The organism is Shewanella sp. AC91-MNA-CIBAN-0169 (assembly GCF_040310165.1).
GTDB lineage: Bacteria > Pseudomonadota > Gammaproteobacteria > Enterobacterales > Shewanellaceae > Shewanella.
On sequence record NZ_JBEOPM010000003.1, the window covers coordinates 241,470 to 265,150 of the forward strand.

Annotated in this window: 20 protein-coding genes; 11 read left to right on the forward strand and 9 right to left on the reverse strand. The window is 41.5% G+C overall.

Annotated features, from left to right (window positions below; all coding sequences use genetic code 11):
• Nucleotides 1-761 precede the first annotated feature (761 nt).
• The 3 genes from AAEY98_RS05170 to AAEY98_RS05180 all read right to left on the reverse strand — a co-directional run bounded on the left by AAEY98_RS05170 (nt 762) and on the right by AAEY98_RS05180 (nt 2,903).
• Nucleotides 762-1,343 (reverse strand): YSC84-related protein, encoded by a 582-nt coding sequence (locus AAEY98_RS05170; RefSeq protein WP_101087284.1) that lies wholly within the window; start codon nt 1,341-1,343, stop codon nt 762-764.
• 161 nt (nt 1,344-1,504) lie between these two features.
• Nucleotides 1,505-2,446 (reverse strand): hypothetical protein, encoded by a 942-nt coding sequence (locus tag AAEY98_RS05175; RefSeq protein WP_162022158.1) that lies wholly within the window; start codon nt 2,444-2,446, stop codon nt 1,505-1,507.
• Nucleotides 2,447-2,510: 64 nt separating this feature from the next.
• Nucleotides 2,511-2,903, reverse strand: a complete 393-nt coding sequence (locus AAEY98_RS05180) for a nitrous oxide-stimulated promoter family protein (protein ID WP_101087282.1) — start codon at nt 2,901-2,903, stop codon at nt 2,511-2,513.
• A 358-nt stretch (nt 2,904-3,261) separates the two neighbouring features.
• Here AAEY98_RS05180 and AAEY98_RS05185 point away from each other — a divergent pair, with 358 nt between their 5' ends.
• The 7 genes from AAEY98_RS05185 to AAEY98_RS05215 all read left to right on the forward strand — a co-directional run bounded on the left by AAEY98_RS05185 (nt 3,262) and on the right by AAEY98_RS05215 (nt 8,939).
• The gene (locus AAEY98_RS05185; RefSeq protein WP_351015373.1) at nt 3,262-4,224 is read left to right on the forward strand and encodes a hypothetical protein; all 963 of its coding nucleotides are present in this window, start codon (nt 3,262-3,264) and stop codon (nt 4,222-4,224) included.
• Between the two features lie 107 nt (nt 4,225-4,331).
• A complete protein-coding gene (locus AAEY98_RS05190) occupies nt 4,332-4,664 on the forward strand; it encodes a hypothetical protein (protein ID WP_351015376.1) in 333 nt (110 codons plus the stop codon).
• The gene (locus AAEY98_RS05195; RefSeq protein WP_101087279.1) at nt 4,654-6,135 is read left to right on the forward strand and encodes a protein adenylyltransferase SelO; all 1,482 of its coding nucleotides are present in this window, start codon (nt 4,654-4,656) and stop codon (nt 6,133-6,135) included. Before AAEY98_RS05190 ends, AAEY98_RS05195 begins: the two co-directional genes overlap by 11 nt.
• Nucleotides 6,136-6,160: 25 nt before the next feature.
• Nucleotides 6,161-6,463: a DUF3630 family protein gene (locus AAEY98_RS05200; RefSeq protein ID WP_101087278.1), complete on the forward strand. Its 303-nt coding sequence runs from the start codon at nt 6,161-6,163 to the stop codon at nt 6,461-6,463.
• A gap of 10 nt (nt 6,464-6,473) precedes the next feature.
• Complete coding sequence (locus AAEY98_RS05205; RefSeq protein WP_101087277.1) at nt 6,474-7,475, forward strand: serine/threonine protein kinase; 1,002 nt, start codon at nt 6,474-6,476, stop codon at nt 7,473-7,475.
• A 131-nt stretch (nt 7,476-7,606) separates the two neighbouring features.
• Complete coding sequence (locus AAEY98_RS05210; RefSeq protein WP_351009768.1) at nt 7,607-8,224, forward strand: thiol:disulfide interchange protein DsbA/DsbL; 618 nt, start codon at nt 7,607-7,609, stop codon at nt 8,222-8,224.
• A 502-nt stretch (nt 8,225-8,726) separates the two neighbouring features.
• A complete protein-coding gene (locus AAEY98_RS05215) occupies nt 8,727-8,939 on the forward strand; it encodes a DUF1107 domain-containing protein (protein WP_101087275.1) in 213 nt (70 codons plus the stop codon).
• On the opposite strand, the gene AAEY98_RS05220 is transcribed toward AAEY98_RS05215, so the two are convergent.
• Complete coding sequence (locus AAEY98_RS05220; protein ID WP_011635901.1) at nt 8,936-9,157, reverse strand: cell division protein ZapB; 222 nt, start codon at nt 9,155-9,157, stop codon at nt 8,936-8,938. The genes AAEY98_RS05215 and AAEY98_RS05220 overlap by 4 nt on opposite strands.
• A gap of 172 nt (nt 9,158-9,329) precedes the next feature.
• Between AAEY98_RS05220 and AAEY98_RS05225 the strand changes: the two genes are divergently transcribed.
• Nucleotides 9,330-9,683 carry a RidA family protein gene (locus AAEY98_RS05225; RefSeq protein ID WP_351015380.1) on the forward strand — a complete coding sequence of 118 codons (354 nt, stop codon included), beginning with the start codon at nt 9,330-9,332 and terminating at the stop codon, nt 9,681-9,683.
• A 237-nt stretch (nt 9,684-9,920) separates the two neighbouring features.
• Entirely contained in the window at nt 9,921-11,012 is a 1,092-nt protein-coding gene (locus tag AAEY98_RS05230) for a branched-chain amino acid aminotransferase (RefSeq protein ID WP_351015383.1), read from the forward strand.
• Between the two features lie 91 nt (nt 11,013-11,103).
• Here AAEY98_RS05230 and AAEY98_RS05235 read toward each other — a convergent pair whose 3' ends face one another.
• The 4 genes from AAEY98_RS05235 to AAEY98_RS05250 all read right to left on the reverse strand — a co-directional run bounded on the left by AAEY98_RS05235 (nt 11,104) and on the right by AAEY98_RS05250 (nt 19,262).
• Complete coding sequence (locus tag AAEY98_RS05235; RefSeq protein WP_351015386.1) at nt 11,104-15,564, reverse strand: EAL domain-containing protein; 4,461 nt, start codon at nt 15,562-15,564, stop codon at nt 11,104-11,106.
• A 286-nt stretch (nt 15,565-15,850) separates the two neighbouring features.
• Nucleotides 15,851-16,756: a 1-acylglycerol-3-phosphate O-acyltransferase, YihG family gene (yihG, locus tag AAEY98_RS05240; protein WP_350996780.1), complete on the reverse strand. Its 906-nt coding sequence runs from the start codon at nt 16,754-16,756 to the stop codon at nt 15,851-15,853.
• 6 nt (nt 16,757-16,762) lie between these two features.
• Nucleotides 16,763-17,659, reverse strand: coding sequence for a 1-acylglycerol-3-phosphate O-acyltransferase, YihG family (gene yihG, locus AAEY98_RS05245; protein WP_101087271.1), 897 nt, complete (start codon nt 17,657-17,659; stop codon nt 16,763-16,765).
• Between the two features lie 79 nt (nt 17,660-17,738).
• On the reverse strand, nt 17,739-19,262 hold the full coding sequence (locus AAEY98_RS05250) for a YifB family Mg chelatase-like AAA ATPase (protein WP_351009757.1): 1,524 nt from the start codon (nt 19,260-19,262) through the stop codon (nt 17,739-17,741).
• A gap of 366 nt (nt 19,263-19,628) precedes the next feature.
• Between AAEY98_RS05250 and paeA the strand changes: the two genes are divergently transcribed.
• Nucleotides 19,629-20,936, forward strand: coding sequence for a polyamine export protein PaeA (gene paeA, locus AAEY98_RS05255; RefSeq protein ID WP_101087269.1), 1,308 nt, complete (start codon nt 19,629-19,631; stop codon nt 20,934-20,936).
• Between the two features lie 32 nt (nt 20,937-20,968).
• On the opposite strand, the gene ilvY is transcribed toward paeA, so the two are convergent.
• The gene (ilvY, locus tag AAEY98_RS05260) at nt 20,969-21,841 is read right to left on the reverse strand and encodes an HTH-type transcriptional activator IlvY (protein WP_101087268.1); all 873 of its coding nucleotides are present in this window, start codon (nt 21,839-21,841) and stop codon (nt 20,969-20,971) included.
• A 208-nt stretch (nt 21,842-22,049) separates the two neighbouring features.
• On the opposite strand from ilvY, the gene ilvC reads away from it, so the two are divergent.
• Nucleotides 22,050-23,531, forward strand: coding sequence for a ketol-acid reductoisomerase (ilvC, locus tag AAEY98_RS05265; protein ID WP_192116352.1), 1,482 nt, complete (start codon nt 22,050-22,052; stop codon nt 23,529-23,531).
• Nucleotides 23,532-23,681 lie beyond the last annotated feature (150 nt).

Consider the following 23,681-nt stretch of genomic DNA (forward strand, 5'->3'; position numbering starts at 1 on the left):
TAAAACTGCACCGGATAATTGAAGATTAATTTTATCTGATTTATTCGCATTAACATGAAAAGTCTAACAAGTTTCTGTCCATAAATGAGTCAGAAGTCATGATTGAAAATGGATAAATTCAACTCTGAAATTGAGGCCGTTGAAGAAAATAGCGTGAGCCTGACAGGACGTCAGGCTAGCTTTCGTTGGCCATGGATGGCCTATCGGAAGCGTTAGCATTTTCGAATAAGGCCGAAGCAGCCTGCAAATGTAGGTCAAAGTTAAATCTGACCCCATGGCGACTTTTCGCTTTTCAGAAAATGTTGCGGGGCGGCTGGGAGTTCCAAGAGGGAACAGCCGTTGGTTTCCTCTCGGTCTGGTGTGGGCGAAGCGCCACGACGTTAGTGGCCGCAGGCCATAAGTACAACGTATGAAAAAGCTGGATTCCGGCTTAAAAACATTGCCGGAATGACAAAGTATTTGGCCCGTGCAGGGTGGAACCTTGCGATGTTAGTCTGGTGTGGGCGAAGCGCCACGACGTTAGTGGCCGCAGGCCATCAATACCAAACATAAAAGAATAAACCTGGATGCTGGCTCAAAAGCATTACCGGGATGACGAGAAGGTTGTCCACAAATGCATCAGCAAGGTTAATTTGACCGCTGTGTATATGCTAATGCCATTGTTTGGACTCTGCGATAATAAACCACTTATTCCAAATAATTCAGGCTGCCAATGGCAGCCTGAATGTTATGTACTTAACGAGTGTTAAGACTCGCAGTGGTTACTTGCCATCAAAGGTAAACGACTGACCTGCAAGAGCGGCTTCAAACATTAACCCACCCTTTGCGGCGGTAAATATCGCCATACCATTGATATAGGCTGCGGCTGCGGCATGATTACTGCCTGCTTGTCCTGCGCCTGCTGAATTACCTGTAGTACCAACTTGCGCATTGGCACCAACGTTAATGGCCACTGCTGACGCTTGCGCGCTAAATTCAAAGCTACCGCTGGTGAACTCATTATAAGCTTTGGCATCTTTAAAGAAGATAATTTCACTATAGGCTTGTCCGCCTAACTGAAAGCCAATAGATAGTTGGGTTAATGTGGAATCCCCCATATAAGCATCGCTTTGGTATACACGACCATTTCCATATGCGGCACCAATTCCGATACCGCCTTTGGCTACGGTTGGGAAGACTGCATAACCATAAGCCGTATTAAATAAATGTCGGCTTTCATTGGCCTTTTTAAAATTAGTGATGGCATCGTTATAAGCATCTTCGTTTGCAAAACTAGGAGCTGAAAACGCGAAGCTTAATAACACGAGTAAACTGGAAAAAACTAAGCTAATTGAACGTTTCATAAATAACCTCAGTGACTAAATTGTCATGGTAAAACTCGCCATAGAGTAGCATAACCCCTAATGGGTGCGAGTTAATAAACATTTATACTCGGCGAGCATCGGTAAACGGTTGAACATTTTTTCAGTGTGATGTGTACGGGGAAATCAGTCAGTTTTCTGTCTTACTCATCCTTTTTTTTATCCCTCTCTACAGCTGAATTATCGTTTGGGTCGCGCCCATCCTCATCGACCATTAAATGATGTAAGTAAGTTATTTCTTCCTCGTCCAGCAGTGGATCAGTGTGCGGCTCTTTGCTTGATGGCGTAGCTTGGTTGGAGGCATTGAGCGACCCGCGCAAATAGGCCGATCGGGTGACTTGCTGGATGCCATATAACGCCAACACATATACGGTTAATAATAGGCTTAAACGTGTTACCGCTTGGGTTAATAATAAAACGGAGTCGCCTAAGTAAAACGGTAAATAGACCAACACGATACGCAGTATCCAATTAATGAGAATGCCGATAGTTAATACACTTAGCCAGCGAAATCGTATTACTTGTAAGTTAGGCTGCCTATTGGCCAAATATTGTGGGCGATAGTGGGATAATAAACGATAAATAGCCCCAAAATAGCCAAAGGTTTGTAGCATTAATAGGATGGGTAAAACCACAGCTAATAGATTAATACTGTTTATTTCACCCAGAGTTCCAATGGTGTTATTGGAATTTTTTGGATCGATACCAATATGAAATAATATGGTTGAACTGGTCACTAAGGCGATGATAATGGCAAAGCCAAAATGTTTGATTAACAGTGGTTGGTAATCTTGTGCTGTTAGGCTGCTTTTACAATATAAATACAGCATTGGCATTAGTAAAAAATAGATAGGGATAAACAGTGTAAGGGTTAAATGTATCGGGATAGGGGTGGTTTCAGGGGTAAGTAAACCGGTTAAAAAATAACAGCCGATAAGTAAAAAGATCCCAGCCAACAGGCTATGGCTGCGGGTGGCACTTTGGTAAATATAATGAACATACAAGCCTACTCCAAGACAATGAATGCCTCCTAGCAAGGAGAGCCACCAGTATGTTTGAATGAATAAATCGTTAAATTGGTTCATTTTCACTCTCTTTGACGATAGTGAATACTAACCTACTTTGTGTAAACCGAGTAGTTCTCGGTTATTAACTTTGCTTTACTTTACGTAAATGTCTGTTTGAAACTCTTTCTGGCGGCAGGCCTGGTGCCGGTTTGCGTTCTGCCAATAAATGCTTAATGGCAAAAATTGGATGAGGCAACAGCATTCTTGGCCCTGCATACATCATGATTTCACGTGCTCTTTGTTTCATATGAGGTTTGTAACAATGCACCGGGCATTTATTACAAGTGGGTTTGTCTTGGCCGTAGGGGCACCGATCGAGTCGAGTATTGGCATAGCTTAAAAACTCACTACATTGCAGGCATACACCCTGGGAGGGTTTAAGAGGATGGTGTGCTTTACAGTAGATTTCGACCATGGCTTGCATGGTTCGAAATTCGTAGAGTAATTTACCGCTTAATAGTTCTGTATCATCCATAGTGTTATCTCTTATTAAATACCTTAGTAAAACAGTCGGATATTAGTAGTGTAAACTTGGCAATAGTAGCTGACAAACTCCGCTTATTTAACTTTGATCTTTGGCTCAAAATGTCCTTTTTTTGAGGTTGAGATCGCAAAAATGATTAAAACTGATGCGAAATGGCGAGTGGTCTACGACTTGTTACAGATTAAAATAGATAAATACTTGATTTTATAGTGTACATTGAAATAATAATGGCTAGTGCTTAAAAAAACAGCGCAGTATCATTAAACCATTACATTGCCTCACAATGAATGCTGTTGTGAGTGAGTTAAAACAATGTGCTCTGGCACATAATCAGCAAGGTGGAAGCCTAATGAAGGTAATTTTAACTGTCATATTGATTGCAATTGCTCTGTATTTGTACAGACGTACTCAAGCAGTGGCAAAACAAGAACGTGATAAAACCGATCGTAATGCCACATCGCATTCATCAAGTGAGGTTGCTCAACCTTTAACGGCAGCAGATGATACGACTATGGCAGAGTCTGAGCATGTCGTTATGGATAAGTCGGCAGCAGATGAGGTATTAACTGAGGTTACAGTGAAGACCGATGAACTTATATTAGTTGATGTTGATCCTGTTGACGAGTTCAGCGAAAAGCCAACAGCGCCAGTTGAGCAAGTTTGTGAGCCTGTTGATGCTGTCAAAATTGCTCCGGAACCGACTAAGCCCAAAACTCCTAAATCCGAAAGTATAGTCACTGAGGTGGTTTCTGCGCCTGAAGTTGCCCCTAAGGATGTTGCTACGGCAAACGAGAACAAAGCTAGCGAGAACAAAGCTAACGTGAGCAATGCAGACGCCGAGCCTAAAGTATCTGCTACTGCAGAGGTTGATGCGCCAAGTGATCAAGGCTTGTCCTTGAGTCTAAACCGTGTTGAAGGCGATTGGGCCAGCGAAAGTTTTCTGCAACAGGTTGATGCTGCCAATAACGCTAACGATCTTCAAAGCCAGCATAATGGCTTAGCCAGTGTGATTAATCATTGCTATAAAATGCGTAAACAGAGCGATTATTGTCAATATGGTGCGGCGTTACAATTAACCTATGTAGGGTTATATCGCTCATTACATCAACAATATGTCTCTCAAAAAAGCACTGATGAAATCAAATCGCCAGCGTTTATGCAGTTATCGACATTGTTAAATGATGTTGGTCAGTTTGATGAGGCGATTAAGGTGTGCGAGCAAGCGCTTGAATACCAGCTAACCGACGGCACTGTCACTGGCTTTGAAGGACGCATAAAGCGGATCGAAAAGGCCAAAACCAAAGCGAGCTAACAGGCTAATCAATACTGTTGGATGGATATCAGGTATGATATTCAAAAGGAAAGCGGACCTTGGTTCGCTTTTTTGTTGCTTCAAATCCAATGCTTTCAAGGTTTAAAATGACATTAATGACTCGTACATTAACAAAAACATTGCTGTTTACTGCCACAGTAGTTTTACTTGCCGGTTGTATTCGTACACCTGAATGGACCTTATTTTATGTTGCAGACAGAACGCCTATACCGACCCAAATAGTACTGCAAGACCACATTACCGGTTTTTACGATTCATTGGAGCAATGCCAAGCTAAAGGTGCTGGAATGTTACGCTTGCAAGCCTCGTCAGTGCCTGCAGAGCAAGCGTTTGCATGTGGCGAGTTGTGTCAGATAGATGAAAAGCAACAATTGCAGTGTGAAAATCAGGTCGTGGGTACAAAGCATCATGCAGTTTAAGCAAGATTTTTTTGAGCAACTTGAAGGCTTTTATTCGCAAGTTTATCCTTTACCCATCAGTAATCCTCATTGGCTGGGTTGGAGTGATGACGCGGCTCAATTAATTGGTTTAGAAAAACCCAATACTGAACTGTTGATGCAATTATCGGCCAACTATGCAGCTCCTGGTGCCAGTTATTACGCTCAAGTTTATAGTGGCCATCAATTTGGTGGCTATACACCAAGATTGGGCGATGGTCGTTCAATTATATTAGGTGAAGCTATTGGTCCAAATGGGGCTTGGGATGTCGCGTTAAAAGGCGGCGGTCCAACACCGTATTCTCGCCAAGGTGATGGTCGGGCGGTAATGCGCTCAGCAGTACGAGAGTTTTTAGTATCCGAAGCGCTTGCTGCGCTAAATGTACCTACCAGCCGTGCGTTAGCGGTTATTGGTTCCGATTTACCCGTATGGCGCGAAAGCCAAGAAACGGCCGCAATAACGGTACGTTTGGCAAAAAGTCACATTCGGTTCGGCCATTTTGAATATTTCTTTCATAGCGAGCAAGGCGATGCAGCCAAACTGACTCAATTAGTTAATTTTACCATTCAACAGCATTTTCCACATTTATCAACCGATGCAGCAGGTTACAAAAAATGGTTTTATGAGGTGGTGCAGTCTACCGCTAAAATGATTGCTCATTGGCAGTCTGTTGGTTTTGCTCACGGGGTGATGAATACCGACAATATGTCGATACTTGGTGATACCTTCGATTTTGGCCCATTTGCTTTCTTAGACACCTTTAAAGAAGACTTTATCTGTAATCACTCCGATCACGAAGGTCGTTATGCCTTTGGACAGCAACCAGGAATTGGATTATGGAACCTCAAGCGTTTGGCGCAAACATTAACGCCTATTATCGAGTCGGATGATTTAATCGCAGCGCTAAATACGTATCAATTTGAATTAGTTCAGCAGTATTTATTACTCATGCGCGCTAAGTTAGGCCTTTCTCAATCCAATATTAACCCAAATGTTGTTAATGCAGAGGAACAGGCCGAATTCGATAACAAAGATTTGCAGCTTGTGGGGCAATTAACCGGATTACTCGAAACTAACCAACTTGATTATACCAATAGTTTACGCCGTTTTGGCCAGCTAGACCCGAGTAGTGTGCATTCTAGTTTACGAGACGATATGGTCGACCTTGCTGGCTTTGATACTTGGCATCAAGCTTATCAAAACCGAGTAGGTGAAGTGGCGGATGTGAATGCATGGCAATGTGAGCGTAATAGTGCCAACCCTAAATATATTTTGCGCAATTACCTTGCCCAGGAAGCTATTATCGAGATTGAAGAAAATGGCGACAACAGCAAGTTATTGCAACTTCAACAACTTTTACAACGTCCTTTTGACGAACAACCTGAGATGGAAGATTTTGCCAAACGCCCACCTAAATGGGGACAAGGCTTAATAATGTCTTGTAGCAGTTAATTGATGTATTTTATCTGAGTCGATTATGAAATTATTATCAGCCAAATTAGATCCCGCAGCATTGAGTATTGTTATTCAAGCTGAAGTGGATTTTGAGCAATTTGAACGATTTGCAGAACCGCTAGCGGCTGCACTTGATTGTGATATTCGAGAGCGCCAATGGGGCGCAGATCGTCATCAATGGTTACTGAACTTTGAAGGCAGCCCTTTATGGTTACATTATGAGTTTTATGGTGATATTTGTTGGATTTCCACCGATAGCGCAAATGAGTTAGACGTATTAGCGTTTTTATTAACGCTACTTGCCCCACATATTCAAACTGCTTAAGAAGGTATACATGGACAACGATACAGGCGCAGAGTTTCATTTTCAGGCATTGAGACCCGATCTCATTTTAGATGCCATCGAAAGCATCGGCGTCTTCCCTGAGACGGGGCTATTAGCATTAAACAGTTACGAAAATAGGGTGTACCAATTCCGCTGCGATCAAGGCATTCGTTATGTGGTGAAGTTTTATCGGCCGCATCGTTGGAGCAATGAACAAATTCAAGAAGAGCACGATTATGCCTTGGCATTGGCGGCAGAAGATATTCCTATTGCCGTTCCTGTCGTTATTGAAGGTAAAACCTTATTTGAGTATCAAGGTTATCGTTTTGGTCTTTTTCCGTCTATTGGCGGGCGGGCATTTGAAGTAGACAATCTTGAACAACTTGAATCGGTTGGCCGCTTTATTGGCCGAATTCATCAATATGGCGCAATGCAGCCTTTTAAATACCGTGAATCGCTGACCCCTGCCATTTTGGGCGATGAGTCTTATCGCTATTTACGCGAAAGTGGTATTGTTGCCAGTTCAATGCAGACAGCTTTTTTCACCGTAGTAGAGCAAGTTTTAGAGAAAGCCAAGCAGATATGGCAGCAGCACAATTTTACCTCTATACGCTTGCACGGAGATTTACACCCTAGTAATATTTTATGGACACCAGATGGACCTGGATTTGTTGATTTAGACGATGCCAGGCAAGGGCCAGCAGTACAAGATTTATGGATGATGTTGACCGGAGATCGTCAGCAGCAATTATTACAAATTGATATTTTATTAGAGGGATATCAAGAGTTTTGTGATTTTGATGCGAGACAGTTGGCACTCATTGAGCCGTTAAGGGCTTTCCGGATGGTGCATTATAATGCGTGGTTAGCCAAGCGCTGGGATGACCCTGCATTCCCGATGAATTTCCCATGGTTTGGCGATATTAAGTATTGGGAACAACAAACTCTGGCGTTTAAGGAGCAGTTATCTGCGCTTAATGAGCCACCATTGAGTTTACCTAGTTTTAATTAACAATATTTCATAATCACTACCTAATAGTATTTAGTTACAAATACAATTGACTAGCGATTGAGTTACAGGCTAACGCTAGACTATGATAGAGCCAGCGTATTTATATTTTTGCCTATTTAGAAGGAAGTAAAATGAAAAAAGCATTACTGATGGCTGCTGCACTCCTGCTAGCGCCTATGGCTGCGATGGCTGCCGATTATAAAGAAGGTGTACATTACACGGTTATTAATGATGGCCCTGAAACCGCCAAGCCAGAAATTACTGAGTTTTTCTCATTCTATTGTCCACATTGTTTTAATTTTTCTAAAACAGTAGTGCCTAAAATTGAAGCGAACTTACCTGAAGGTGTCACATTTAATCAGTCCCACGTTGAGTTTATCGGTCGTGAAATGGGCGTAGAAATGTCACGTGCTTTTGCGGTTGCTCAGCAGTTAAATGTCGAGAAAAAAATGGACGCAGCTTTATTTAGCGCTATCCACGACAAGCGTCAGCAATTTACTCGCGCAGACGATATCAAAGCAGTATTTATCGCTAATGGCGTAGATGGTAAAGCTTACGATGCAGCAGCAAGTTCATTTATGGTTAACGCACAGATGTCGAAAATGAAGCGTGATACTGAAAATGCTAAAATTTCTGGTGTACCAACATTAGTAGTTAACGGCAAATATCGCGTCGAAACCAGCTCGATTAAATCTTATGATGAATTAATTGATATCGCATTTTACTTAACATCAATGAACAAAAAGTAATCTACACAACTTATGTTTGTTAAATAAGGAGCTTCGGCTCCTTTTTTGTTGTCTAAATTTCAGCAAAGGTTATCAAACAATACTCATATTTTTAAACAAGAGGCTGACGCTGTGATTTAGGCGGGATGTTGATTGCGCGGAGTGGAAGTTTATCGCAGGCAAAAAAAAACCGTATGTCTATAAAAGACGATACGGAGATGAGTCAAATGACTCTTTTTTACCCTGAGTAACATCAAAGATCTTAACATGGCGTCAAAATATTGGCAAGCGGCATTAAAGTGTCACTTGAGATTTATGGGATTTATCAGAACAATAAAAAATAGGATGTTAATGAAACTCTTTCGGCATCATGTGGTCAAACTTGATGACATTGAAGTTGTGCTTAACAAGAAAGTGAATAGTGGTTTATATCTGCTTTGAACATTTACATTTCCGACTTATACATGGCTTATCGTCGTTATTTCATTGCACCTTGTGCATGTATTTTCTTGGAGGAAGTCGTATGAGAATGTTCCCTGTTTATGCACCTAAATTGATAGTTAAGCATGCTAGGATCTTTTTGAGTGGCGTGATTTGGGTAAAAGACTTAGGGTTACTCGAGTTTGATAAAGGGCGCTTTTTGCAGACGAAAAAAAGCCTGCCGAAAGTTAAGCAGGCTATCAGTGAATTAAATGCTTTGATTGAAATACAATCAAAGCAGTATCAATCCATTTAGATTTCGTTATTCAATAAACCAACAAGGCCGTTGACCTTATCACTCCAAGAGTTTAGGTCTTGCTGCAATTGTTGGTTTTTTTGTGTCAATTCTTGTTGCTGTGAAAGCAACGCTTCGTTCTTTTGCTTCTCTTCATCAAGCTCCATTTTTAGTAGCTCAATATTTTCGAGAGTTGCCTGGATTTTGGTTTCCAGTTGGGACAATAATTCAAGGCTCATGGGGAGTCCTATACGTTTCTGGATGGAAACCCGATTCTAGCAGTGACAAGGCCTATAGGAATAGCCTTTAAAACTAAGTGGCTAAAATATATTCAATAAATCGTACTATATTGTGCTTTATCTCAGATCGCGCTATTTTCATCTGCTAACCAAGACAGTAAAAGACCTTTTTATGACAATTACCCGACTCGATGTTAACACTCGCATGAGCGGTATTGTGATCCACAACAATACCGTTTATCTGTGCGGCCAGGTGGCTAAAGATAAGTTCACCGATATTAATACCCAAACTATTACCATGCTTGAAGAGGTCGAAAGCTTGCTCGTACAATCTGGTAGTCGACGCGATCATATTTTATCAGCCACTATTTACCTTAAAGATATGGCTGATTACGATGCAATGAATCAAGTGTGGGACAACTGGTTACCCAAAGGGCATGCCCCAGCAAGAGCTTGTGTACAAGCAGCGATTGCCGAACCTGAATACTTGGTTGAAATTTCGGTGATTGCAGCAGTGGCAAGTTAGCCATAAATGGATAATCATTCTTGGTGACATAACTTTGATTAATCTTGATTGATGCGTTGTGATTAGGCTAGTGACAGAATGAGATATGCACTGACAGTTTGTCTGTTGCAGTATGAATAAATATATTGATGCTTGTTACGTTCAATTGACGTATTTTGATTTAGGATCTAGGGCTGCGACTTGACATTATTCTCTAGCCTCCATAGTCTGCAAGCTCAGTTTTTAAGGTGGTATGCAATGGACATAAAATATAATTTAAAATCAGCGTCAGAGCGCCGCACAGAGCCATTTAAGCCTGAAGGCGATGTGGGTTTCGGTAAGCTTCGTACTGATCACATGTTTTTGATGGATTATCGTGATGGTCAATGGTGCGATCCGCGCATAGTTCCTTACGGCCCGTTTGAAATGGCACCCGGTGCAATGTCATTGCATTATGGCCAATCAATTTTTGAAGGCGCTAAAGCCTTTATGCACGAAGATGGCGAGATTTACACCTTCCGCTTAAATAAAAACGCTGAGCGCATGAACCGTTCTGCCGATATCGTGTGTATTCCGAATATCGATGAAAGTATGCAAGTAAAGGCAATTAATGCCCTTATTGATGTTGACCGTTTGTGGTTCCCACAGCAACAAGGTGCGTGTTTATACATTCGACCTTTTATTTTTGCAACAGAAGATCGTTTGTCTGTTAGCCCTAGTCAGCAATATACATTCTGCGTCATGCTAAGCCCATCTGGAGCGTATTATGCCTCTGGGGTTAATAATGGTATTCGCTTGTTAATCAGTACTAAGTACCACCGTGCAGTATCTGGTGGTACTGGTGCTTCAAAAGCTGCTGGTAACTATGCTGCTTCACTGCGTGCAGGTAAAGCCGCTGTAGAATATGGCGCATCGCAGGTATTGTATTTAGATTCAACTAACACTCAAATTGAAGAAGCTGGCGCGATGAATCACTTTCACATTTTAAAAGATGGCACTGTGATTATTCCGACATTCACAGACACCATTTTAAAATCCATTACCTCTCAGTCCATTATGGAACTTGGGGATATGCTGGGTTGTGAAGTGAGACAAGAAACGGTGATGTTAGATAAATTCATTGCTGATATTGAAGCGGGTGAAATTATTGAAGCGGGTGGATTTGGTACTGCTGCGGTGGTATCGCCTGTCAGTTCATATATCTTCGAAGATGGTCGGGTTTTGACCGTTGGCGACGGTAAGGTAGGTCCTAATATTCAGCGTATTTATAAGCTGTTTACTGAGCTACAAAAAGGCAACGTTACTGCACCGCCAGGCTGGGTAAAACGCGTTGAACGTGTTGCACCGTAGTTTATAGCTTATAGTTTATAGTTTATAGTTTATAGTTTATTCAATCAGTAAAATACACATAAAAGCTCCTAAATGGAGCTTTTATTTTGCCTTATGAATGACTAATCTTAACTTTGTCTTGCGTTAATAATGCAAGGCAATTAACCGCACTCAGTGGCTTACTGAGCAAGAAGCCCTGTACTTGATCACAACCCCCCTCACGTAAGAAATTCAATTGCGCTTGGGTTTCAACACCTTCAGCCACAACGTTAAGCTCTAAACTGTGGGCCAAGGTTATAATGGCGCTAGTGATGGCAGCATCGTCAGGATCTTCAGTTATATCACGCACAAATTCACGATCAATCTTCAAGGTATCAATTGGGAAGCGTTTCAAATAGCTTAAGCTTGAGTATCCGGTACCAAAGTCATCAATCGCAATGGTTAAGCCTAATGCTTTGAGTTGCGATAGCACGGCAACGGAATCCTGTGGATTACCCATAATCATCGATTCGGTTAATTCGAGTTCTAAGGCGCTTGCCGGTAATCCAGATACCGCTAATGCGACTTCTATGGTCGAAATGATATCGGCTTTCAATTGTCTGGCTGAAAGGTTAACGGCGACAGATATATGCTCAAACCCTTGTTGATGCCATTGCGCCAGTTGGTTACAGGCTTGTTGAATCGCCCAATGACCAATCTGATTGATGATGCCTGTTTCTTCCGCCAGCGGAATAAACTCAACCGGTGAAATAAAGCCAAGTTCTGGGCTTTCCCAGCGCATTAACGCTTCCAGTCCGATAATTTTTTCAGTTTTTACATCGTATTTAGGTTGATAAACCAAGTATAGCTCATTGTCTTGAATCGCTTTTTTAAGTCCGGCCTCTAACTGAACATGACGTGTAGCATATTGGTTTAATTGCTCGGTATAGAATTGGAAGTTATTGCGCCCCAGTGATTTTGCGTGATACATGGCGGTATCAGCATACTTAATCAATGAGGTGGTATCATCTGCATCTTCTGGGTACAAACTGATACCAATCGACGGTGATATAGTCAGTATTTTATCGTCAAGTAAAAAAGGTGTTTGAAAAGCGTGTAACACTTTTTCGGCAATAATGGTGGCGGCTTTCGTTTTGGCAACACCTTCTAAAATAATGGTAAATTCATCTCCGCCTAAGCGTGCAACGGTATCGCCATCTCGTACAGCATTTTGCAGGCGATGCGCGACGGCTTTAAGCAGTAAATCACCGATGTGGTGGCCCATTGAGTCATTGATATGTTTAAATCGGTCAAGATCTAAAAATAACAATGCTACGATGCTATTGGCACGGTGTGCTTTCGTCACGGCTTGGTTGAGCCTGTCCTGGAATAAAGTGCGGTTAGGCAGTCCGGTCAGTGGATCAAAGTTAGCCAATACTCGTAAATCTTCTTCGGCTTTTTTACGGGCAGTAATATCGGTGAACACCGCCACAAAGTGACTCGTTTCACCTTTATTATCGATAACTTGGTTAATTTCTAGCCATGCAAGAATACCGCGACGGTTGCGGGTTCTAATGTGAATTTCACCGGCCCAATGTTTGTGTCTTAATAGCTGGGTTTCAACTGAGTTATAAAACTCGCGCGACTGCTTTCCCATGGTTAAAAACAAGAAATGCTTACCGACAACATCACGATGTTTAAAGCCAGTAATGCGACTAAAAGCTGGATTGATTGAGCGTATTTGATAGTCTAGTTCACCAACGACAACGGCTTCGTTCATACTAAACAAGACTTGCGATGATAGCTTGAGTTCGTTTTCTGTGATTTTTCGGCTAGTAATGTCTTTATGAGTTCCAGCCATTCGCACTGGAATATTATTGCCATCACGTTCAACAATTTGACCACGATCTAACACCCAAGCCCATTCTCCAGGTTTAGTTTCAACGCGATACTCTGCTTCAAAGAACTCACTTTCACCGTTAAGGTGATCGTTAAGCAGTTTTTGCACTCGTGGTCGGTCTTCTGGATCAATATTTTTATTCAATAACTGATCTTTTAACGAAAAACTCATCGGCTCGATCATGTTAGTTCGATAGACTTTATCGTCTTTAATATTCCAATCCCACATACCATCGCCAGAAGCCCAAAGTGCCAGTTTTAGACGCTCTTCAGAGGCGCGAATACTGTTGTCAAATTCACGTTGCTTGGCCTGTTTTTTCTTTCGGGCATAAAAAAACCAAACAATAATTAATAATCCGACCGTAATATACAGAATATAAGCTGTGTTGCTCATATACATTGGTGGCACTACTGACACGTTCACATTAAGTGTGTATTGGCTGTATCTATTCGTCCCTAGCGCATGACGAACCACTAACTTGTATTCACCAGGTGGTAAGTTGGTATAGGTGATTTCGTTGCCATGGGATAATTCGCGCCAATCGTTGTCATAACCGTCTAAAAAGTAGCTAAAACGGCTTAATCCTGGGTAACTGAAATTGAGCGAGCCGACTTCAAAGCTGATGAGTTGTTGTTCATAAGGCATGATAATGCGCGGAGCATGGCTTAAGTCGCGAATAGGGTGTTGGGTTTCACCAATCGTGTATTTTGTCAGCGCCAGTTTGTTCTCAGACCTTTGGCTTGGAATAGTGCTTGGGTTAAATTGGTTAAGGCCTCGAATACCACCAAACCATAAGGTACCGTTAAGCTCTTTAAACTTAGCTGAACCATTAAATTCATTGGCTTGCAAACCTTCGAATTTATTATAAGAAATAAAGCTTTTATTACTCGGGGTAAAACGTGAAATACCCGAGTTAGTACTTAGCCATAAATCGTGTTTTTCGTCTTCTAAAATCGCATAAACTGTATTACTGCTTTTGTCTGCGTTGACGTCCATTCTTTCAAATTTAAATGTGCCGTATTCTATTGTTAGCTTGTCTATACCACCATGAGTCGCCACCCAAAAGTCGCCATTTTCTGCTAACAAAAAGTCTCTGACACGATTGTCACTCAGACTGTAAGGGTTTTCTGAATCATGGCTCAAAAAGTCTAGTTTTTGTGCTTCAGCTGAAAGCCTTACCACTCCGCCCATAGTGCCTAGCCATAAATAACCTTGGCTAAAATAAAGCTTAATAATTTGGTATTTGAATGGCGAAAAATCAGCTTGAAAGCCGAAGTTATAAGCCATCATGCGATTTGTATACTCAGAGATAAAATACAAACCTTGTGAGCTGGCTATCCATAAACGGTCTTTGTCATCAAAGGCTAAACTGCGGATTTGGGTATCGGCATAAAATTGTGCGTTTGCCGGTTTAATTTGCTGCAGGGTATTGCTCTTATCTAAGGTAAACAGCCCTACGTTGGTGGCAAACCATAGTAAACCTTGTTTATCTTGTTTAATGTCATGCACTATCAAGGATAATTGTTCTGTAGGTATCGCTAATGTTTTTGCAAATAAATCATTGATGTAATGATATTGGTTATCATCGGGGGCCAAATACTTAAGTCCAGCACCATCGGTGCCTATCCACAGGCGTTGCTGTGTGTCCCTGAAAATGACGCGGATCATGTTTGCCATGCCCGGAGCATTGGTTTGGTAGTCGTAAAAGTGGCTAAAATATTGATGGCTGAGATTTAGTTTATCGATGCCCGAATAACCTGTACCAATCCATAGGGTGCCGTTTTGATCTAGCATTAGGTTTTGTAGTGTATTAGCACTGATGGAATTGAGTTTTTGCGGATCATGTTTATAAAGCGTGCTGTGCCACTTGCCACCCATAAAATCGAGTTTGAATAAACCGGTATTGTTGCCGATAGCAAAAATTTGATTGGCATTAACCACGATAAAATCAATTATCTTTCGGTTATCGCCAAAACTATCATCATGCGACCATATCAGTTCTTTTTTATGGGTATCGAGATTGTAGCGCCAAATTTGGTTGTCGATGGCCAGCCAGACGGAATAAACAGAGCTGGATTTGATTTGGTTTACCGTCATATTGAGCGGGATATCAAGCCGAATAATAGTATTACTATCAATGGCAAATGTGCCATGTGATTGAGTACCAACGACAATATATTTATCGTCAATATTGGCAATGCTGGTAATATTGGGCGTGATATTATTGCCTAAACTGACGAGAATAATTTTTTCGGTTTTTAAGGATAGTATGTACAAACCCGAACGAGTACCTACCCATAAGGTATCGCCAATCACGGCAAGATGGGTTACCTGAAGTTCAGTTAAGCCTTGGGGTTGTTTAAACGCAGTAAACTCCCCTGTAGTAAGGTTAAATCGATTGAGTCCATTGTTGAAGGTGCCTATCCATAAATCGCCGTCAGGTGACTGCAAAATATCAGTAATTAAATTGCCTGAGATAGAGTTGGTATTTTTTGGCTGTTTTAAGTATAAATCAAACTCAACACCATTATAGCTGTGTAGACCGTCTTGAGTCCCTATCCAAAGCATTCCTGAGCTGTCCATAAACAGACGAGTAATCGAGTTTTGATTAAGGTCCCCTTCGGTACTGAAGTGGTCAAATTTTACTTCGGTTAAGCTGTCATAAGGATCATTTTTTTGCGCTGAAACAGACACTGAAAAACTCAATGTTATGACTAAAATTAGCCAGTGTGTTAAAAGCGTGAATGCACGAAAATTCAAATTTCACCTATAAAAAATTTATTGGAAAGGCTGTGACAACTTTCAATTATATTAACAATAAAACCCGACATTAAGTCTTACACATTCAATTGTTAATTAATTTTATCAATTGAGTTATCGATAAACTCTTTTTCCTTATAAAACTGACAGTTTTACACCTTTAACGCAACAGAAAATCGTCATTTGTCGGTTTTATGACAGTTTAACCTCTTCAATGCAGTTACTGCTGTTGGTAAGCTTTTATTATGTCATCTATTTGCTGATCTTTTTCAAGCCAAAGCTGATTTAACCACCGCTGAAATTCGACACGAGTTTCTGGGCTTGAAAAGTAGACCTCTGAGTCCACTTTGGGTACGGGCAGAGTTTCAATACGGATCACCACTTTTTTAGTGCGTCCGTGCATCACATTCGCCAATACTTTTTCCGAGGTTTCAGGATAAACCAAGGTGATATTTAGCAGGCCGGTAAACTGTTCGCCCATTGCTGAGAGTGTAAAAGCTATCCCACTGGCTTTAGGACGTAATAAATGGCGATAAGGTGAATTCTGACGTAGTCGTTTTTCTTCGGTAAACCGACTGCCTTCAACATAATTAATAATCGATGTAGGCATGTCCTTAAAACGCTCGCAAGCTTTGCGGGTTGTTTGCAGATCTTTGCCTTTCAATTTAGGATTTTTTTTCAGTTTTGCTGCACTCGTACGATCCATAAACGGCATGTCGAGCGCCCAGCAACCTAAGCCCATTATTGGTACATATAATAGTTCTTTTTTTAAAAAGAACTTCAACATTGGAATATGGTTACGCAATAAATACGTTTGGGCTGCAATATCAAAGCCACTGACATGGTTACTGATCAGTAAATACCAACCGTTTGGGTCGAGTTTATCTAACCCTTTTACATCCCATTCAATGTTGGATATCAAATATAAAATACCGCCATTGCATGTGGCCCATGACCACATAAAACGGTTCATTATTCGCGTTAATAATCGGCGAGCAGGCAAGAACGGAAGTAATAATTTAGCCACACCGCCAATGGTTAATAATGAGCTCCATACAATGGTATTGATGATCAATAGCGTCAGACTGATAATAAACAGTATTGGACCAGGTAAAAAAGCCAGCATATTGTGTTAACCCTCTTGTTTTGCTTGTGACGCAAAATTTTGTAACTGCAGGTCTTTATCTAGCCAAAGTTGATTGAGCTGCTCTTGAAATTCAATTTTAAATTCGCGATCTTTTAGGTAGTCACCACGCATACGCTGAGGAATATCAGTGATTTTAATGTCCACTCTTACCTCTGATAATCCACCACAAATATAGTGCCAATAAGTCGGTACGGTATCTGGATAATATATGGTGACATTAACCAGTTTATTAATGTGCTCTCCCATAGCGGATAATGCGAATGCCATTCCTCCAGCCTTAGGTTTTAGAAGGTGCTGAAAAGGTGAGCCTTGTTTATCATGTTTAGCTGCTGTAAAACGAGTACCTTCAACAAAGTTCATAATACTCACAGGTTTCGTTTTAAATTTCTCACAGGCTTTACGAGTAATCTCGATATCTTTACCTTTCAATTTAGGATTTTTTCGCAACTGTGAGGTGCTGTAACGGCGCATAAATGGAAAGTCTAATGCCCACCAAGCGAGGCCAAGTACTGGGACAAAAATCAGTTCTTGTTTGAGGAAAAACTTTAAAAAGGGAATTTTGCGGTTAAATACTCGCTGTAAAATGAGGATATCGACCCACGATTGATGGTTAGCAATAACCATGTACCATTCTTGTTCAGAAAAAGATTGGTCGCCAGTGACATTGATACGCATTGGATGAAAAATTGATTCTACTATCGTATTGACACTGATCCATGCAGTAGCGCAATTATCGAGAATATAACTACATATTTTTTGACAAATGCCAATCGGGATCAATTTTACAATACTGAACGCCAAGATAGGGATGGTCCAAAAAATGGTATTAAATAAATAGCATAAGAATGCAATTGAACCTTTGATTTTCGAAAGCAGCGACATTTTTCTCTCCTATTAAACGGAGGGCTATGTTACTCGTAGTCGCAGTTTTGCTCAATCTATACGATAGGTTAAATTACGTTTATTGCTGATTCAATTTTGCCAGTAATCGATCCATGGCCCTATAACCAAGGGCTTGAGCTATGTGACTGCGCTCAGTTGTAGGGGATTGCTGTAAGTCGGCAATGGTACGAGATACCCGTTGAATCCGATGAAAACTACGTACAGACAATCCTAAGCTCACGACACTTTGTTCCAAAAAAGCGAGATCTGGTTGAGTTATAGCGCCATCTTGTTTGAGTTGTTTTGGGGTTAATTCACTGTTTAATACCCCAGCGCGGCTGAGTTGTAGATCGCGTGCTTGTTTGACCCGTTTAGCTATTTCAACGCTGGACTCACTGGGTTGGTGTTGTTGGGTTAAGGTGCCAGCAGGAAGTTTAGGAACATCTACGGTTAAATCGAAGCGGTCTAAAAACGGCCCAGATAAACGTGATAAGTAACGCTGAATTTGATCCGGGGTCGAACGTGCGCGCTCCGTATCACCACAAGGGCTTGGGTTCATTGCGGCAATGAGTTGAAATCGACTTAAGAAGGTCAATTTTGCTGCCGCACGTGAAATCTCAACTTGACCCGTTTCCAAAGGTTCACGCAGACAATCCAATACTTTACGAGGAAACTCTGCTATTTCATCAAGAAATAATATTCCACGGTGCGCCAATGATATCTCACCTGGTTTGGGATGGCTGCCGCCGCCAATAAGTGCAATAGATGATGATGTATGATGCGGCGAGCGAAAAGGGCGGTTAAGGAAGTTTTGCGGTTGTACATGTAATCCGGCGACAGAGTGAATCGCTGCTACTTCAATGGCTTCGTCGTAGGTGAGTTTTGGCAATAACGGAATAATACGATTGGCTAACATACTTTTCCCCGTCCCTGGGGGGCCAATAAATAGCATGTTATGTCCTCCGGCTGCGGCGATTTCAAGCCCGTGTTTTGCCTGATATTGGCCAATAACATCGCTCATACATAGCGATGATTGCATCAGAGGTTCTTCTTCAATCCACTCGGGTAAGGTATCGAGTAACGGTAATTGTGCTTGGCCATGTAGAAATGCCGCCAAGTTTTGCAAGTGAGCGACAAAATAACTGTGCTTATAGCCAACCAGCTCTGCTTCATGTCTATTTTCGATGGGCATAAAAAAATGGTGCTGATCATTACGTGCCGCAATAATGGCTGGCAATAATCCACTGCAAGGTCTAATTTGCCCAGAAAGAGCCAGCTCACCAACAAACTCGCATTGGTGTAACGCTTTAGCTGGAACTTGATTTGATGCGGCGAGAATACCGACTGCAATAGGCAAATCATAGCGGCCACCTTGTTTTGGTAAATCTGCTGGGGCTAGGTTGACGGTAATTCTTTTTTGAGGGAATTCAAATCCCGCATTAATCAACGCACTTCTGACACGCTCTTTGGCTTCTTTGACAGAAGTTTCTGGCAGTCCGACTAGATTAAATGCGGGTAAACCGTTGCTTAAATGAACTTCAACAGTGACTCTTGGCGCTTCTACACCACAACTTGCTCGAGTAAATACACAGGCTATCGCCATCAACAATTCCTTTTGTTTGAATAATATACAAATGAAGAGGTGGTTACAGTTTAGCAGTGATGTTTTTTTTTGCGTGATAAAGGCTAAATAAGTGAGATAAAGTTGTGCTTGTAAGCTAGTTTAAATGACTGATGTTGAGTAGAATACCGTCGCTTTATAGTTCGCAGAGACCGAGTATAAATAGGTCTGTTGTCGTGAAACACTATAATGATATTCCATCACTCGTTATTTCTATCTGTATTGAATCATTAGCCTTATTAATTTGAATGTTAATAAATGGCTGAGGTCTTGCATTTGCCCATTTTGCAACAAAGATATGTACATACATTCCTGATATTTTGGCTAGTATTCAGGTAAAGGTAAACTATGAGCCTCTCTGATAATTTATTGATCATCTTGTGCCTGATCGGCATTAGTTGTTTTTTTTCTATGTCTGAAATTGCCCTCGCGGCATCACGAAAAATGCGTTTGCAATTAATGGCTGATGAGGGCGATTTACGTGCCGCAAAAGTGCTTAAACTTCAGGCGCATCCAGGCAGTTTTTTTACCGTGGTACAAATCGGACTCAATGCGGTCGCGATTATGGGCGGTATTGTGGGTGAATCAGCCTTTAGACCTCATTTTGAACAATTACTGTTGCCTTTATTGGGCAATGAGTGGGGTTTACAGCTGAGTTTTGTTTGTTCATTTGTGACGGTCACTTCGTTGTTTATTTTATTTGCTGATTTGATGCCTAAACGAATTGCTATGGTGATCCCAGAGCAAGTCGCGGTCACTTTTGTAATGCCAATTATTTTGTGCATTAAAGTATTAAAGCCGTTTGTGTGGATTTTTAATGGTTTGGCCAATGCAATTTTTAAATTGTTGCAAGTGCCTACAGCACGTAATGACCAAGTCACCCATGATGATATTTACGCCATGATGACAGCCGGTACTGAAGCTGGGGTGATGGATAAAGGCGAACAACAAATGATGGAAAACGTGTTTGAAATGCAGTCGGTGTCGGTGACCTCTGCAATGACAGCACGTGAAAGTTTAGTGTATTTTTTACTGCAAGACAGCGAAGAAGACATCAAACAGAAAATTGCTAAAAACCCGCATAACAAATTTTTAGTTTGTGATGGTCAACTGGATATGATCAAAGGTTTTGTTGATGCAAAAGAGTTACTGATTAGGGTAATTAACGGCGAGAACATCACCTTAAAAGGCAGTACGTTAGTGCATAACTGCCTCATCATTCCAGATACGTTAACCTTGTCTGAGTCGATGGAATATTTTAAGAATAATCGTTCCGACTTTGCGGTGGTGATGAACGAATATGCTTTGGTTGTTGGCATAGTTACCACCAATGATTTACAAAGTGCCGTTATGGGCGCGTGGTCATTACATGAAAGTGAAGAACAAATTGTTGCCCGTGATGGTAACTCTTGGTTAGTCGATGGGGTTACACCGATTACTGATGTCATGCGAGCATTTAATATTGAAGTGTTTCCGCATAATCAAAATTACGAAACCATTGCTGGTTTTATGATGTATATGTTGCGCAAAATCCCCAAACGTACTGACTTTGTCAATTATGCAGGTTACAAATTTGAGGTAGTCGATATTGACTCATACAAAGTCGACCAACTACTGGTTACTCGGTTAGATATTGAGATGCCGCCACTGCCTTAAGTCAATTAGCTTAAACAATCTACACGGCACCATTAAATGATGTCTAAGAACGCACTAATGATTGGATCATTGGTGCGTTTTTCTTTGCAGCAACAGCCTAATTCAAATGGCGGGATCGGGATTGGCGAAGCTAAGGTTTGGATGCGATCGCGTACCGGACTATTGTGGATCACCGCTTCTGGACTAATACCAACACCACAGCCGAGCGCGACCATAGAGACAATCGCCTCCTGACCAGAGACTTGGGCATAAATATTGGGTTTTATGCCCATTTGCTTAAACCATAAATCAATCCTTTTTCTGCCGGGACCATGGTCCGGTACGATATAGGGCAGTTTAGCCCAGTCAATTTTTGGCTGGTTTACCCATTGCTGAACTTGGCATTGTATTGTGGGCGCAATGACGGAAATCGGTACTTTATCAATCGGAGTAAAATGCAAGCTACTTGGAAACGCCTCCGGTAATGCAATAATCGCGATATCGGCGCGATTTTTTTGAATTTGGTTGACCGCATTGGCTGGATCTCCCGTGTTGAGATTGATATCGACATGGGGATGCTCACGTCTAAACCGATCTAACAGTGCCGGTAAATGGCTATAAGCTGCGGTAACTGAACAGTACAAATTAAGATTGCCATGTAAAAACTGTTGGCTTGGGTCAATTCGACTGCGCAGCTGGGTCCATTCCGATAATGTTTGCTCTGCAAAACGTTTAAATTCAACGCCTGCATGGGTAATCGTGACGCTTCGATTGTCTCGGTCAAATAATTTACTGCCCAGTTCCTCTTCTAACCGCTGCAACGCACGGCTTAAGGTTGACGGACTAACATGCGATTGCTCCGCCGTTTTGGCAAAATGCAGGCTATCGCATAAGTGTAAATACATTTTAAGTGAACGGATATCCATCACAGCACCTTCAAGCACGCATTAAGTTGAGTGTAAGTTAAATATTAGGTTAAGCATTCCATGTTGCATTAATTGCAACGTCATGTCCCGAATATATCATTTTAAGCAATCATATGCATGCGCTATAGTGACTTCAATCACAACGCTTAAGGTCGCTGACTTATAAGATGTTGAGTCCCAAATTACTAAATTTTAAAGGTGGTATCAGATGGCTAACTATTTTAACTCTCTGAATTTACGTCAACAATTAGCTCAATTAGCACAATGCCGCTTTATGGACCGTACTGAATTCAGTGACGGTTGCCAATATATTAAAGATTGGAACATCGTGATTTTAGGTTGCGGCGCACAAGGCCTTAACCAAGGTTTAAACATGCGTGACTCAGGCCTAAATATTTCTTTTGCCTTACGTCCGCAAGCCATTGCTGAAAAGCGTGCATCATGGCAAAAAGCCACCGATAACGGTTTTAAAGTTGGCACCTTTGAAGAGCTTATTCCTGCAGCTGATTTAGTGTTAAACCTAACACCAGATAAGCAACACACTAATGTCGTTAATGCGGTTATGCCATTAATGAAGCAAGGTGCTACGTTATCTTATTCACACGGATTCAATATCGTTGAAGAAGGTATGCAAGTTCGTCCAGACATTACTGTGGTTATGGTTGCGCCAAAATGCCCTGCTACGGAAGTCCGTGAGGAATACAAGCGCGGTTTTGGCGTACCGACATTGATTGCAGTACATCCAGAAAATGATCCAAATGGTGATGGTTTAGCGATTGCTAAAGCTTATGCCAGTGCTACCGGTGGCGACCGTGCCGGTGTATTAATGTCATCGTTTGTGGCTGAAGTTAAGTCAGATTTGATGGGCGAGCAGACCATTTTGTGTGGCATGTTACAAACGGGTGCCATTTTAGGTTATGAGAAAATGGTCGCTGATGGTGTTGAACCTGGTTATGCCGGCAAGTTAATTCAGCAAGGTTGGGAGACTGTTACCGAAGCGCTTAAGCACGGCGGCATTACCAACATGATGGATCGCTTATCAAACCCAGCAAAAATCAAAGCATTTGATATGGCTGAAGAGTTAAAGGTTATCCTTAAACCGTTGTTTGAAAAGCACATGGACGACATTATTAGCGGTGAATTCTCTCGCACTATGATGGAAGACTGGGCTAATGATGACACCAACTTGTTACGTTGGAGAGCTGAAACTAACGAAACCGCATTTGAAAATGCGCCAGTATCATCTGAACATATCGATGAACAAACCTATTTCGACAAAGGTATTTTCTTAGTGGCAATGATCAAAGCGGGTGTTGAACTTGCATTTGATACCATGGTTGCAGCAGGCATTGTTGAAGAGTCGGCTTATTATGAATCGCTACATGAAACACCGTTGATTGCCAATACAATTGCACGTAAGCGTTTATATGAAATGAACGTGGTTATCTCGGATACGGCTGAATACGGTTGTTACTTATTCAACCATGCAGCGGTACCTATGTTACGTGATTATGTTAACGCTATGCCATCTGAGTATTTAGGTGCTGGACTTAAAGATCAAGCAACAGGTGTTGATAACCTTCGCTTAATCGACGTCAATGAACAAATTCGTAATACAGAGGTTGAGTATATCGGCGCTGAGTTACGTGGTTACATGACCGATATGAAAAGTATTGTTGAAGCGAGCTAACGTATAAGGTCACTGGTGAAGTACCTGTTCAGTGTTTTTTGCAACATGTTTATGTTGTCGTTGTCGGACAGGCATCAATCGAAACGTCCTAATGTTATTGATTAGGACGCTGAAAAAACAAATTGTTAGATTGAGTTCTAATTATTTATT

What these genes read in the sequence shown, in the direction of transcription:
- ilvY (WP_101087268.1), bottom strand. Translation starts at nt 21,841, where the DNA reads ATGGATATCCGTTCACTTAAAATGTATTTACACTTATGCGATAGCCTG.
- AAEY98_RS05205 (WP_101087277.1), top strand. Translation starts at nt 6,474, where the DNA reads ATGGACAACGATACAGGCGCAGAGTTTCATTTTCAGGCATTGAGACCC.
- AAEY98_RS05190 (WP_351015376.1), top strand. Translation starts at nt 4,332, where the DNA reads ATGACATTAATGACTCGTACATTAACAAAAACATTGCTGTTTACTGCC.
- yihG (WP_350996780.1), bottom strand. Translation starts at nt 16,756, where the DNA reads ATGCTGGCTTTTTTACCTGGTCCAATACTGTTTATTATCAGTCTGACG.
- AAEY98_RS05170 (WP_101087284.1), bottom strand. Translation starts at nt 1,343, where the DNA reads ATGAAACGTTCAATTAGCTTAGTTTTTTCCAGTTTACTCGTGTTATTA.
- AAEY98_RS05175 (WP_162022158.1), bottom strand. Translation starts at nt 2,446, where the DNA reads ATGAACCAATTTAACGATTTATTCATTCAAACATACTGGTGGCTCTCC.
- yihG (WP_101087271.1), bottom strand. Translation starts at nt 17,659, where the DNA reads ATGTCGCTGCTTTCGAAAATCAAAGGTTCAATTGCATTCTTATGCTAT.
- paeA (WP_101087269.1), top strand. Translation starts at nt 19,629, where the DNA reads ATGAGCCTCTCTGATAATTTATTGATCATCTTGTGCCTGATCGGCATT.
- AAEY98_RS05200 (WP_101087278.1), top strand. Translation starts at nt 6,161, where the DNA reads ATGAAATTATTATCAGCCAAATTAGATCCCGCAGCATTGAGTATTGTT.
- AAEY98_RS05250 (WP_351009757.1), bottom strand. Translation starts at nt 19,262, where the DNA reads ATGGCGATAGCCTGTGTATTTACTCGAGCAAGTTGTGGTGTAGAAGCG.
- AAEY98_RS05230 (WP_351015383.1), top strand. Translation starts at nt 9,921, where the DNA reads ATGGACATAAAATATAATTTAAAATCAGCGTCAGAGCGCCGCACAGAG.
- AAEY98_RS05225 (WP_351015380.1), top strand. Translation starts at nt 9,330, where the DNA reads ATGACAATTACCCGACTCGATGTTAACACTCGCATGAGCGGTATTGTG.
- AAEY98_RS05210 (WP_351009768.1), top strand. Translation starts at nt 7,607, where the DNA reads ATGAAAAAAGCATTACTGATGGCTGCTGCACTCCTGCTAGCGCCTATG.
- ilvC (WP_192116352.1), top strand. Translation starts at nt 22,050, where the DNA reads ATGGCTAACTATTTTAACTCTCTGAATTTACGTCAACAATTAGCTCAA.
- AAEY98_RS05180 (WP_101087282.1), bottom strand. Translation starts at nt 2,903, where the DNA reads ATGGATGATACAGAACTATTAAGCGGTAAATTACTCTACGAATTTCGA.
- AAEY98_RS05215 (WP_101087275.1), top strand. Translation starts at nt 8,727, where the DNA reads ATGAGAATGTTCCCTGTTTATGCACCTAAATTGATAGTTAAGCATGCT.
- AAEY98_RS05220 (WP_011635901.1), bottom strand. Translation starts at nt 9,157, where the DNA reads ATGAGCCTTGAATTATTGTCCCAACTGGAAACCAAAATCCAGGCAACT.
- AAEY98_RS05195 (WP_101087279.1), top strand. Translation starts at nt 4,654, where the DNA reads ATGCAGTTTAAGCAAGATTTTTTTGAGCAACTTGAAGGCTTTTATTCG.
- AAEY98_RS05185 (WP_351015373.1), top strand. Translation starts at nt 3,262, where the DNA reads ATGAAGGTAATTTTAACTGTCATATTGATTGCAATTGCTCTGTATTTG.